Raw genomic sequence first — 12,134 nt, 5'->3', positions numbered from 1 at the left:
GGTCCGGGGCCGGTGCGCTCAGCCGGCGAAGAACTCCGGGCCGCCGTCGGGCAGGGCGGGGGCCTCGCCGGTCGCCGCCGCCCGACGGGCGAACTCGCGCAGGCCGGCGACCTGCCGCGCGCCCAACGAGAAGTCGAGGGCACGGAAGTACGTGGCCAGCGTCGCCGCGTCGAACGGTTCCCACCGGGCCGCCGCCTCGGCCACCTGGTCCAGCTCGGCCAGGCACAGGTCACGGGACCGCAGGAACGCCTCGTGCACCTCCTTGACCAGGCCCGGGTGGGCGGCGGCGAAGTCCCGGCGGACCGCCCAGACGGCGAAGACCATCGGCAGCCCGGTCCACTCCCGCCACGCCTGCCCGAGGTCGGTCACCGCCAACCCCCGACGGGGCGCCTCGTAGAGGGCGCGTAGCGCCACGTCACCGATGAGCACCCCGGCGTCGGCCTCCAGCAGCATCTGGGTCAGGTCCGGCGGGCAGCGGAAGTACTCCGGGTGGACGCCGTACCGGTCGGCGAGCAGGAGCTGGGCCAGCAGCACCCCGGTACGCGAGGTCGAGCCGAGGGCGACCCGCCCGCCGTCCAGCTCGGCCAGCGGCCTGGTGGAGACCACGTTGACCGAGAGCACCGGCCCGTCGCTGCCCACCGCGAGGTCCGGCAGGAGCAACAGCTCGTCGGCGTGCCGCAGGTATTCCACCTGGGAGATCGGGCCGATGTCCAGGTCACCGGCGACCAGTGCGGCGCTGAGCCGGTCCGGCGAGTCCTTGTGCAGGTCGACGTCGAGCAGCGCGCCGGAGCGCATCAGCCCCCAGTAGATCGGCAGGCAGTTGAGGAACTGGATGTGCCCGACCCGGGGACGTGCCACGCGCTCAGCCATGACCCGACCGTATCCCCGCCGGTCCGGGGCAGCTCATCGGGAGGCCCGGGGAGTGGTCAACCCCGCACCGTCTCCCCTCGTCGGAGGGCCTGCCCCGACCGGGGGCGGTCCGGCGGCCTCCGACAGCGGCGGCCCGTCCCCGCTCCACGTCGGTGTGCCCGGGCCGGAGCGGGAGTGACGCACCGCCCGGGTGACCACCGGCACGAACGCCAGCACCACCAGCAGGCCGGCGATCCCGGCGGCGGCGATCAGCGGGCGCGGGGGGAGCACCGCCAGCAGCGCGCCGCCGATCAGGTAGCCGGCCATGGAGCCGCCCTGGACCGCCGCGCCGATGACGGCGTACGCGCGGGCGCGCAGCGGCTCGGGCACCCGCCGGGCGGTCAGCACATTGGCGAAGACGTTGTCACCGCCGTTGGCCGCGCCGCCGATCAGCCAGAGCGGCACCAGCAGCGCCGCCGTCGGGACGGTCGCCGCGAGCACCACGACCAGGCTGCACCCGGCGAGCGTGGCGAGCACCCCGTGGACCAGCGCGCCGTCGTCGGTGAGCCGGCGGGCCACCCGGGCGGCCAGCCAGCTGCCGGGCAGCATGCCGGCCATCCAGGCCGCCCCGACCAGGCCGTAGACGGTGGCCGAGGAGTCAAGCGTCTCCCGGATGAAGAACACCTCGATCACGTTGATGCCGCCGATCGCGGTGATCACCGCCGCCGTGCTGACCACCAGGGCGAGCATCAACGGGTCCGCGCGCAGCCGCCAGGCCGGGGCGGGACCGGTGCCGACGGTCGCGGTCACCGCCTCCCGGCCGCCCCGCCGGGTGCGCAACGCCAGGCCCGCGCCGACCAGCGCCAGGTAGCTGACGGCATCCAACAGCAGCGGTACGCGGGTGCCGAACTCCCCGACCAGCAGCCCGGCGAGCACCGGCCCGGCGAGTGCGCCGAGCGAGCCGGCGGTCTGGCTGACGGCGCTGGCCCGGGGCAGGTCGCCGGGGCGGACCATCGCCGGCAGCAGCGCCGCCAGGCAGGGCTGGGTGACGGCGAGCCCGCAGGCGAGCAGGGCGACCAGGCCGATGACGACCACCGGTTGCGTGGCGAAGGCGAGCAGGACGCAGATCACCGCCTGGATCGACCCGACGCTGACCAGCAGGGTACGACTGTCGACCCGGTCGGCGAGCCGGCCGGCCAGCGGCGCGCAGAGCACCAGCGGCAGGGTGGCCGCCAGCAGCAGCCCGGAGACGGCCAGGCCGCTCGCCCCGGCGGACTGGAGAGCCAACGCCAGTGCGGTGGCGGCGAGGAAGTCCCCGCAGATGGTGGTGCCGCGGGCGGTGGCGGCGATCCAGACGTCGGACCAGCGCGACGCGTCAGTCGTGAAGGACATACTTCGAAAATAATCCTTCACAACTGGTCGGAGCAACCCCTACCCGTGGCTGATCAACTCCTTGTCGTCGATGTAGCGGTATTCGACGGCCCTGATACCGCACCATCAGCGACATGGCGACCGTGCCAGGCCGGCGCAGGGGCGAGGCGGGCGGGCCGGGGGCGGGGCGGGCCCCTCTAGAGGGGGATCGTGCGGTACTGGGCCGCGACGACGCGGGCGTCGGACGGCGGGTCGGCCAACCGGTTCCGCTGCCGGTACGGCTCGAACAACGCCATCACCGCGTCGTTCAGCCCGGCCAGTTCCTCGGCGGTGAGCAGCAGCAACGAGTCACTGAACAGGGCACCGCGATACCACTCCGCGGGCTCGTCGGCAGCGTGCCGCAGCCACGTCCGCATCCGCTCGGCGTCCCGGGCCGAGTGCGCCTCGACCAGGGCCTGTTCGGCGGCCCGCGCCTCCGGGCCGGCCCCCTGCCCGGCCTCGACCAGCCAGCTCTGGCTGAACGCGCGCCACACCCGTTCCCGCGCGTCACCCCGGCTGGGTGCCTGCTCGACCAGGCCGAACTTCGCCAACGCCCGCAGGTGGTAGCTGGTCGCACTCGGCGACAACCCGGCGATCTCGGCCAATTCGGTGGCCGTCCCGCCCCCCGCACGCGTGCTCAGATGCTCCATGATCGCGATCCGGGCCGGGTGGGCCAGCGCCCGCATCACCTGCGGGTCGCTGATCGTCATCCGGCGCGGCTCGGGGTGCGGCTCGGTCATGACCCCATGATCCCGCCTGTCCGGGACCCCGGCCAGCAACCGGCCGCCACGCGGGGGCGGGGAATTGGGTGGAGATGGAGGCTGGACGGCGCGTAGGCTGGTTGACCGCTCGACGGCCGTGGTGAGGTAGCACCGCAGCGGACGTCCCCACGCGCCAAGGACCTGTCCTGGATACGCGGGCGAGCCGATCGAGACCGCCAAAGAGGATCACCGTGCCCGCAACCGACGAACGCGGCAGGACCCACCCCGAACCCACCCGCCTCGAAACGGAACTCAGCGCCGAGCAGGCCCACCTGGAGACCTCCCGACAGGCCCTCCGCCGGATGCGGGAACGCGCCCAGTCGCTCTTCGCCACCGGTGACAAGGTCGCCGGGGACGCGTACACCGCCGAGCAGCTCGGCCGGCACCTGGCCCGGCGGGTCGCCGAACTGGCCGACGACCCGACCACCGCGTTGTTCTTCGGCCGGCTGGACTTCGGCCCCACCGACCCCGAGCACGCCGGCCGGGGCTACCACGTCGGCCGGCGGCACGTCACCGACGAGCGGGGCGAGCCGCTGGTGCTGGACTGGCGGGCCCCGGTGTCCCGCTCGTTCTACCGGGCCAGCGCCCGCGACCCGCAGGGCGTCGCGGTACGACGGCGGTTCGGGTTCAGTGCCGGGGCGCTGACCAGCTTCGAGGACGAGCACCTGGACCGGGGCGAGGAGCTGGGCACCACCAGCCGCATCCTCACCGCCGAGATCGAACGCCCCCGGGTCGGGCCGATGCGCGACATCGTCGCCACCATCCAGCCCGAGCAGGACGAGCTGGTCCGGGCGGACCTGGCCGACTCGATCTGCGTGCAGGGCGCCCCGGGCACCGGCAAGACGGCGGTCGGGCTGCACCGGGCGGCGTACCTGCTCTATCTGCACCGGGAGCGGCTGCGCCGCGCCGGGGTGCTGATCGTCGGCCCGAACCGGGCGTTCCTGTCGTACATCGCGGCGGTGCTGCCCGCCCTCGGCGAGGTCGAGGTGGCCCAGGCCACCGTGGAGGACCTGGTCGCCCGGGTGCCCGTCCGGGCGGTCGACGACCCGGCGGTGGCCGCCCTCAAGCACGACCCCCGGATGGCCGAGGTGCTCCGCCGCGCCGCAGCCGCCCGGATCACCGCCCCCACCGAACCGATCATGGTGTCGGACGGGTCGTTCCGCTGGCGGATCGGACTGGACCCGCTGCACCGGGTGATCGAGGAGACCCGCCGGGAGGGCCTGCCGTACGACACCGGGCGGGAGCGGGTCCGGGCCCGGGTGGTGGGGTTGCTGCAACGCCAGGCCGAGGCCCGCCGGGCCGAGTCGCCGGGGGACGCCTGGCTGCGCCGGATGGGGAAGTCCCGACCGGTGACCGCCTTCCTCGACGCGGTGTGGCCGGCGCTGACCCCGGAGGGGCTGGTGCACTCCCTGCTCGCCGGTCCGGACCTGCTGGCCGCCGCCGCCGACGGCCTGCTCACCACCGCCGAGCAGGCCCTGTTGCACGGCACGAAGCTCGGCCGGACGCCGAAGGCGACCCGGTGGACCGCCGCCGACACGGTGCTGATCGACGAGGCGGCCGGACTGATCGAACGGGCCGCCGGGTTCGGGCACGTGGTGGTCGACGAGGCGCAGGACCTCTCCCCGATGCAGTGCCGGGCCATCGCCCGGCGTAGTGAGCACGGCTCGATCACCCTGCTCGGCGACCTGGCCCAGGGCACCGCGCCGTGGGCCGCCACCGACTGGCGCGAGTCCCTGGCCCACCTGGGCAAGCCGGACGCGGTGGTGGTGCCGCTGACCGTGGGTTTCCGGGTGCCCGCCGTGGTGGTCGCGTTCGCCAACCGGCTGCTGCCGGAGTTGGCGGTCGACGTACCCCCGGCGGTGTCGTTGCGGCGTGACGGGGCGCTCGACGTGCGTACCGTGGCCGATCTGGCGGCGGCGACGGTGACCGAGGTGCGCGCGGCGCTCGGGCACGACGGCTCGGTCGGGGTGATCGCCGCCGACGACACGGTGGACGGGCTGCGTGCGGCCCTCGCCGCCGCCGGGGTGCCGACCGCGACCGCCGACGACCCGACGGCCTCGGCGCGGGTCACCGTGGTCCCCGCGACCCTGGTCAAGGGCCTGGAGTACGACCACGTGGTGGTCGTGGAGCCGGCCGCGATCGTGGCCGCCGAGCCGCGCGGCCTGCACCGCCTCTATGTGGCGCTGACCCGGGCCGTGTCCGGGCTGTCGGTGCTGCACACCGCTCCGCTGCCCGGCCCGCTCGCCGAACCACCGACGCCCTGACCCCGGCCGGTAGCCGACCCCGGCCGGCGGCGAGGGTGAGGGCCGCCCGGCCGGGCATCCTCCGCCGTGCCGCCGGTGGCGCTGCCACCGCACCGGGTGGAACAGCCGCTGTCCGGTGGGCGACCCGGCCCACCACCCCTCGACTTTGTGTTTTAAAGTAGTTTGCATGACCCCCGATGACGAAGCCGCCCCGCTCGACGCCGCCGAGGCGATGCGGCTGATCCGCGAGCAGCAGGCCAGCACGGTCCAACGGCTCGAACCCGACCCCCGGGTGCACTACTGGCCCTGGGGATTCGCCTGGCTGATCGGCTTCGGGGTCTACTTCCTGCGGTTCTCCCCCGACGGGCGCACCCTCGTCGACATGCCGGCCTGGCTGCCGCTGACCCTGCTGTTCGTGCTGCTCGCCGCCGCCGCGGTGGTCTTCGGAGTGGGCAGCGCCCGCGCCTACCGGCACGTCGCGGGCGAGTCCGCGCAGCGCGGCAGGTGGTACGGCACGGCCTGGGGCCTCGGGTTCTTCAGCCTGTCCGTGGTGATCGGCCGGGTCACCGACAGCCTGCCGCCCGATCTCGCCGGGCTGCTCTGGTCGGCGCTGTCGGTGGGGCTGACCGGCGCCCTGCACATGGCCGGCGGGGCGATCTGGCTCGACCGCACCCTGTTCCGCCTCGGCGTCTGGCTCACCGCCGTCAACATCGTCGGCGTCATCGCCGGCCCCGGCTGGCACGCGCTGGTGGTCTCGGTGGCCGGTGGCGGTGGACTGCTGGTGGCCGGCGCGCTCGCCCGGCGGCGGCACGGATGACCGAACTCGACCCGGTCATCCACGCCCAGGCCCGCCTGCGGGTGGTGGTCACCCTCGCCACCCTGGCCGACGGCGACCGGATCACCTTCCCCCGCCTCCAGGAACTACTCGCGATGACCGCCGGCAACCTCTCCGTCCACCTGCGCAAGCTGGAGGACGCCGGCTACGTCGAGATCGACAAGACCCACCGCGGACGCACCCCGACCACCCTGGTCCGGCTCAGCCGGCGCGGGCGGCGGGCCTTCGAGGAATACACCGAGAACATCCGCGCCCTGCTCGACCCGCCCGACCCCAGGGAGACCCGATGATCCTCGCCCACGCCGACCAGGCCACCCGCCGGTACGGCGACGTCCTCGCCCTCGACCGGGTCGACCTGACCGTCTCCGCCGGAGAACTCGTCGGCCTGCTCGGGCCGAACGGCGCCGGCAAGAGCACCCTGATCAACATGCTGGTCGGGCTGCGCCGGCCCAGCGCCGGCCGGGTCGAACTCTTCGGCGGCGACCCCCGCCAGCCGGCCGCCCGGCGGCAACTCGGCGTCACCCCGCAGGAGACCGGCCTGCCCGGCACCCTCCGGGTCGGCGAGGTGGTCGACTTCGTCGCCGCGCACTTCCCCGACCCGGTGCCCCGGGGCGAACTGCTCGACCGGTTCGGCCTCACCGACCAGGCGAAACGACAGACCGGCGGGCTCTCCGGGGGGCAACGGCGACGGCTCGCCGTCGCACTGGCCTTCGTCGGCCGGCCCCGGCTGGTCGTCCTCGACGAACCCACCACCGGGCTCGACGTCGAGGCCCGGCACACCCTGTGGGAGGCCATCCGGTCGTTCCACGCCGACGGCGGGACGGTGCTGCTGAGCAGCCACTACCTCGAAGAGGTGGAGGCGTTGGCGCAGCGGGTCGTGGTGCTCGGGCAGGGCCGGGTGCTCGCCGACGACACCGTCGGCGCGATCCGCGACATCGTCGGTGTCCGCCGGGTCAGCCTGGCCGCCGACGACCTGCCCGCGCTGCCCGGCGTGGTCGCCACCGAGCACACCGACGGACGTACCCACCTGCTCACCACCGACGCCGACCAACTGGTCCGCGACCTGGTCACCGCCGGGGTGGCGTTCCGTGACCTGGAGGTCCGCCCCACCTCGTTGGAGGAGGCGTTCCTCACCATCACCGCCGCCGGGACCACCGCCGACCCGACCCGGACCACCGCCGACCCGACCGGGACCGGCACCGCCACCAGCGCCGCCGTCGGCGGCCGACCCATTGCCTGAGGAGTCGACGCCGTGCCGCTCACCCTGGTTCACGCCCGCTACCAGCTCCTTGAGATCATCCGCGTCCCCGTCGCCGTGGTGGGCAGCGCCTTCTTCCCCGCCGCCGCGATGCTCTTCTTCGTCGTCCCGTTCGCCGGGGACGACCCGACCGGCGCCACCTACGCCACCGCCGCGATGGTCACCTTCGCGGTGATGAGCGCCAACATCTTCCAGTACGGCATCGGCGTCGCCGAGGACCGCGACCAGCCGTGGAACCCGTACACCCGGACCCTGCCGGCGGGGCCCGGACCCCGCCTGGCCGGGCGGATCCTGGCCGGGCTGGTGCTGACCTACCTGTCGATGCTGCCCGTCGTGATCATCGCGGCGGTCGCCACGGCCGCCCGGGTCACCCCGGTCGGGCTGCTGCTCGGCGCGGTCACCGTCGCGGTCGTGTCGGTGCCGTTCACCCTGCTCGGTCTCGCCATCGGCTACTCGCTGCCGAGCAAGGCGGCGATCGTCGTCGCGCAGGTCATCTTCTTCCCGCTGGCCTTCGGCGGCGGCCTGCTCTCCGCCCCGGGCGACGCGCCCGGCTTCATCCAGGTGGTCGCGCCGTTCCTGCCCACCCGGGGGGCGGTCGAACTGATGTGGGCGGCGGTCGGCGACTGGCGGCCCGACCCGCTCGCCCTGGCCATGCTCGGGGTCTGGATCGTGCTGCTCGCCGCCCTCTCCGGCTGGGCGTACCGGCGCGACGAGGGTCGCCGGTTCAGTTGACCTTTCGCCGGTTCGGCCCGGTGACCGGCGACCGGTGCCACGATGCCGGCAGGGCGTCGCGCCGGCACGCCCCCGCAGCCGAGAGGGGCCGACGTGCGCACCGTCGCCGCGGGCACGCCCTGCTGGACCGACCTGGCGACCCCCGACCTGGACGCCGCCCGGCGGTTCTACCCGGAACTGTTCGGCTGGACCGGCCGGATCACACCGGAACCCGGGCCGGCCGGCTACACCACCTTCCACCGCGACGGCCGGGCGGTGGCGGGCGCCGGCCCACCGGCCGACCCGGACCAACTGCCGGTCTGGTCGACGTACGTGGCGACCGACGACACCGACCTGGTCACCACCCGGGTCGAGGCGGCCGGCGGGCAGGTGCTGGTCGCCCCGTTCGACGTCCTCGACGCGGGGCGGATGGCGGTCTTCGCCGACCCGGCCGGCGCGGTGTTCAGCGTCTGGCAGCCGATGCGGATGCCCGGCGCGGAGTTGCTCGACGCCCCCGGGGCGATGTGCTGGAACGAACTGGTCAGCCCCGACCCCGAAGGCGCGAAGGTCTTCTACGAACTGGTCTTCGGCTGGCACCCCGAGGAGCAACCCGCCGGTGGGCCCGGCTACACCGGCTGGCGGTGCGGGGCGCGGATCGTGGCCGGGATGCTGCCGACGACAGACGACGGTGGCGCGCGGCCGGCGTACTGGTCGGTGTTCTTCGCGGTGGCCGACGTGGACGCGACCGCCGCCCGCGCCACCACCCTCGGCGGCACCATCGTCACCCCACCCCGGGACACCCTGCTGGGCCGCCGTGCCGCCCTCCGCGACCCCCAGGGCGCCTACTTCTCCCTGCTTCGCCCCGCCGCCGACACCCCCTGACCAGCCGCCCGACGGCATCCGGACGCCCGCCGGCACCGTCGACCGCGCGGCCCGGCACCGTCGACCCTCAGGTTCGCCGTGGCTCGGGGCGGGTGGGGACCACCAGCGGGCCGTGGTCGCCGGGGATGACCCGGACCCGGGCCCGGTAGTGGTGGGACAGCAACTCCTCGGTGAGCACCTGCTCGGGTGGGCCCGCCGCGACGACCCGGCCGTCGGCGAGCAGCACCATCCGGTCGGCGTACTCACCGGCGACGGAGAGGTCGTGCATGGTGGCCAGCACGGTCAGGCCGTGCGCCCGGCGCAACTGGTCGACCAACTCCAACACCTCCTGCTGGTGGCCGATGTCCAACGCGCTGGTCGGCTCGTCCAGCAACAGCAGGGTGGCGCCCTGGGCGAGCGCCCGGGCCAGGAAGACCCGCTGCCGCTCCCCGCCGGAGAGGGTCGCCAGCTCCCGCCGCTGGAACCCGGTCAGATCCAACCGGTCCAACACGTCGTGCACGGCGGCCAGGTCCGCCGCCGACTCCCGCCCCAACGGCGCGATGTACGGGGTCCGCCCCAGCAGTACGTAGTCGAACACCGACATGCCCGCCGGCACCACCGGGGACTGCGCCACCGTCGCCACCACCCGGGCCCGGTCCCGGCGACGCAACGCGCCGGACGGCGTACCGAACAGCGAGACCGCGCCCGGGGCGGGCAGCAGGCCGCCGACGGCCCGCAGCAGGGTCGACTTGCCGGCACCGTTCGGTCCGATCACGGTGACCCACTCACCCGCGGCGACCGTCAGGTCGACGCCGGCCAGGATCACCTCCCCACCGAGCCGCACGTGCAGCCCCCGCACCTCGACCGCCGGACCGCTCACGGGACCGCCTTTCGTTCGCGACTGCGGGGCTCGCAACACCGGCTCACTCCTCGCGCTCACGGGAACACCCGGCGGGCGGTGCGCAGGACCAGGACGAAGAACGGGCCGCCGAGCAGGGCGGTCACCACGCCGATGGGGATCTCGGCGGGGGCGGCGGCGGTCCGGGCGACCACGTCGGTCAGCGCCAGGAACGCCCCGCCGAAGAGCATCGACAGCGGCAGGATCACCCGGTAGCTCGACCCGGCCAGCAGCCGTACGGTGTGCGGCACGATGATCCCCACGAAGCCGATCAGGCCGGACGCGGAGACGGCGGCGGCGGTGCCGAGCGAGGCGGCGGCGATCAGCAGGTAGCGGGACCGCTGCGGGTGCAGGCCGAGGCTGGCCGCCTCGTCGTCGCCGACGGAAAGCACGTCGAGTTCCCGCCGGTGCAGCAGCACCACCACGGCGGTCAGCACGAAGTACGGCAGGATCAGCCGGACGTCGCCCCAACCGGCGGTGCCCAGCCGCCCGAGCAGCCAGGAGTAGACCATCTGGATGCTGTCGGAGTGCCGTTGCAGCAGGTACGTCTGCCCGGCGGAGAGGAACGCCGACACCGCCACCCCGGCCAGGATCAGGGTGGCCGGTGACCGGTCCCGCCCGCCGGCCGCCCCGAGCAGGTACGTCAGGGCGACCGCCCCGAGCGAGCCGACGAACGCGGCGAGCGGGATCGTGACGGGCATCCCGGTCAGCGCCCCGCCCGCCCCGACACCGCCCAGCGTGATCACGGCGGTCACCGCGAGCCCCGCGCCGGCCGCCACCCCCAGCAGGTACGGGTCGGCCAGCGGGTTGCGGAACACGCCCTGGTAGCAGCCGCCGGCCAGGGCGAGCAGAGCACCGACGAGCAGGCCGAGCACCACCCGGGGCAGCCGCAGCTCGGTGACGATGGCGATCTCGCGTTCGGTCAGCCCGCTGTCGAGGCGTACCCCGGGCAGCAGGTTGAGCAGTTCGGCGGCGACGCTGCCGGGGGGCAGGCCCACCGGGCCGAGGGACACCCCGGCGACCAGGGCCACCAGCACGGCGAGCACCCCGGCGGCGAGCCAACGCTTACGCAGCCCGGCCGGTCGGGGCGTACCGGCGGCGACCTTCGGGGTGCGGACCCACCCGACGCCGGGCCGTCCACCCGGCGCGGACGCGGACCCGACCGAGCGGGACTCGCGGCCACCGTCCCGACCGCGCCCACCGGTCGGCACATCGGCCCCGGCGGACCCGGCCGGGGAGATTGCGGCGGCGGCCGGGCCGGGGTCGGGCAGGCCGGACGGCCGGGACGCGTCGGGCGTCCCGGCCGGTCCGGGGCCGGTGGGGCGCACGGTCACCGGGGGTGGACCGTCACGCGGGCACCTTGGCGGTGGCGTCGACGATCGACCGGAGCAGGTCGACCACGCGCGGTCCCCAGCGGGAGGCGACGTCGTCGTCGAGCGCGACGACCTGGTTGTTCTTGACGGCGGTGATGCCGGCCCAGCCGCTGCGCGCCTTGACCGTGTCGGCGCTCTGCTGGCAGCACTTCACGTCGGCCAGGAAGACGAAGTCGGGGTTCGCCTTGACGATGACCTCCTGGGAGAGCTGCGGGTAGCCGCCGTTCTTGCCGTCGGCGTCGGAGGCGTCGGCGATGTTCTGCAGCCCGGCCAGCGCGTAGATCGAGCCGATGAAGGTCTTGCTGGTCGCGCTGTACAGCTCCGGCCCCAGCTCGTGGTAGTAGGTCAGCTTGGTGGACCGCTGCGGCAGGTCCTTGGTGAGCTTGCCGATCTCGTCCTTCATCCGGGTGGTCACGTCGGCCGCCTCGGTCGGGTGGCCGGTGAGCGTGCCCAGGTCGGTGAGCTGCCGGTAGGTGTCGTCGAGGGTGGCCGCCGCCGGGGTGAGCAGCACCGGGACCTTCAGCGCGGTGAGCTGGGCGACGATCTTGTTGGTGTCGTTGGCGAGCACCACCAGGTCGGGGTTCTTGCCGGCGATCGCCTCGGCGTTGGGCTGGAAACCGGACAGCTCGCTCTTGGGCGCGTCGGCCGGGTGGTTCGACTGGTCGTCGACGGCGGTGACCTGCTTGCCGGCCCCGATGGCGAACAGCATCTCGGTCGCGGTGGGCGACAGCGAGACGATCTTCTCGGGCCGCTTGTCCAGCGTGAGGTTGCCGACGGTGGCCGGGAAGGCGGCGGCGGAGCTGCTGCCGGCGGCGGGGGTGTCGTCGGAGGTCTTCTCGGCGCATGCGCCGAGGGCGAGGGCCGCCACCGCGAGGGTCGCGGCGAACAACCGGGGGGTACGTCGGGACATCGGTCCTCCTGTCGGTCGAGGAGCG

12 protein-coding genes are annotated in these 12,134 nt (G+C 74.5%); 6 read left to right on the top strand and 6 right to left on the bottom strand.

Annotation, left to right across the window (positions count from 1 at the left end):
- Nucleotides 1-18 precede the first annotated feature (18 nt).
- The 3 genes from ACQP2H_RS01965 to ACQP2H_RS01955 all read right to left on the bottom strand — a co-directional run bounded on the left by ACQP2H_RS01965 (nucleotide 19) and on the right by ACQP2H_RS01955 (nucleotide 2,999).
- Nucleotides 19-870, bottom strand: coding sequence for a menaquinone biosynthetic enzyme MqnA/MqnD family protein (locus ACQP2H_RS01965; RefSeq protein WP_219465839.1), 852 nt, complete (start codon nucleotides 868-870; stop codon nucleotides 19-21).
- Nucleotides 871-903: 33 nt separating this feature from the next.
- Nucleotides 904-2,241 carry an MFS transporter gene (locus tag ACQP2H_RS01960; RefSeq protein WP_363818172.1) on the bottom strand — a complete coding sequence of 446 codons (1,338 nt, stop codon included), beginning with the start codon at nucleotides 2,239-2,241 and terminating at the stop codon, nucleotides 904-906.
- A gap of 176 nt (nucleotides 2,242-2,417) precedes the next feature.
- On the bottom strand, nucleotides 2,418-2,999 hold the full coding sequence (locus tag ACQP2H_RS01955; protein WP_219465835.1) for an ArsR/SmtB family transcription factor: 582 nt from the start codon (nucleotides 2,997-2,999) through the stop codon (nucleotides 2,418-2,420).
- A 212-nt stretch (nucleotides 3,000-3,211) separates the two neighbouring features.
- On the opposite strand from ACQP2H_RS01955, the gene ACQP2H_RS01950 reads away from it, so the two are divergent.
- From ACQP2H_RS01950 to ACQP2H_RS01925, 6 genes are all read left to right on the top strand, one after another.
- A complete protein-coding gene (locus ACQP2H_RS01950) occupies nucleotides 3,212-5,284 on the top strand; it encodes a HelD family protein (RefSeq protein WP_433230688.1) in 2,073 nt (690 codons plus the stop codon).
- Between the two features lie 166 nt (nucleotides 5,285-5,450).
- Complete coding sequence (locus tag ACQP2H_RS01945) at nucleotides 5,451-6,080, top strand: transporter (protein ID WP_208565493.1); 630 nt, start codon at nucleotides 5,451-5,453, stop codon at nucleotides 6,078-6,080.
- The gene (locus ACQP2H_RS01940) at nucleotides 6,077-6,388 is read left to right on the top strand and encodes a winged helix-turn-helix domain-containing protein (RefSeq protein WP_219465831.1); all 312 of its coding nucleotides are present in this window, start codon (nucleotides 6,077-6,079) and stop codon (nucleotides 6,386-6,388) included. The genes ACQP2H_RS01945 and ACQP2H_RS01940 overlap by 4 nt, the downstream gene beginning before the upstream one ends.
- The gene (locus ACQP2H_RS01935) at nucleotides 6,385-7,338 is read left to right on the top strand and encodes an ABC transporter ATP-binding protein (protein WP_219465830.1); all 954 of its coding nucleotides are present in this window, start codon (nucleotides 6,385-6,387) and stop codon (nucleotides 7,336-7,338) included. Before ACQP2H_RS01940 ends, ACQP2H_RS01935 begins: the two co-directional genes overlap by 4 nt.
- 12 nt (nucleotides 7,339-7,350) lie before the next feature.
- A complete protein-coding gene (locus tag ACQP2H_RS01930; protein WP_219465826.1) occupies nucleotides 7,351-8,088 on the top strand; it encodes an ABC transporter permease in 738 nt (245 codons plus the stop codon).
- A 93-nt stretch (nucleotides 8,089-8,181) separates the two neighbouring features.
- A complete protein-coding gene (locus tag ACQP2H_RS01925; RefSeq protein ID WP_357532976.1) occupies nucleotides 8,182-8,949 on the top strand; it encodes a VOC family protein in 768 nt (255 codons plus the stop codon).
- A gap of 67 nt (nucleotides 8,950-9,016) precedes the next feature.
- Here ACQP2H_RS01925 and ACQP2H_RS01920 read toward each other — a convergent pair whose 3' ends face one another.
- From ACQP2H_RS01920 to ACQP2H_RS01910, 3 genes are all read right to left on the bottom strand, one after another.
- Complete coding sequence (locus ACQP2H_RS01920; RefSeq protein ID WP_357532974.1) at nucleotides 9,017-9,808, bottom strand: ABC transporter ATP-binding protein; 792 nt, start codon at nucleotides 9,806-9,808, stop codon at nucleotides 9,017-9,019.
- Nucleotides 9,809-9,864: 56 nt separating this feature from the next.
- Nucleotides 9,865-10,899 carry a FecCD family ABC transporter permease gene (locus ACQP2H_RS01915; RefSeq protein WP_219470593.1) on the bottom strand — a complete coding sequence of 345 codons (1,035 nt, stop codon included), beginning with the start codon at nucleotides 10,897-10,899 and terminating at the stop codon, nucleotides 9,865-9,867.
- Between the two features lie 274 nt (nucleotides 10,900-11,173).
- Nucleotides 11,174-12,109 (bottom strand): ABC transporter substrate-binding protein, encoded by a 936-nt coding sequence (locus ACQP2H_RS01910; protein ID WP_219465823.1) that lies wholly within the window; start codon nucleotides 12,107-12,109, stop codon nucleotides 11,174-11,176.
- Nucleotides 12,110-12,134 lie beyond the last annotated feature (25 nt).

Origin of the sequence: Micromonospora sp. CA-248260, from assembly GCF_050942205.1 — a bacterium.
Classification (GTDB): Bacteria; Actinomycetota; Actinomycetes; order Mycobacteriales; family Micromonosporaceae; genus Micromonospora; species Micromonospora antibiotica.
This window is presented reverse-complemented; position numbering and strand designations above follow the sequence as displayed.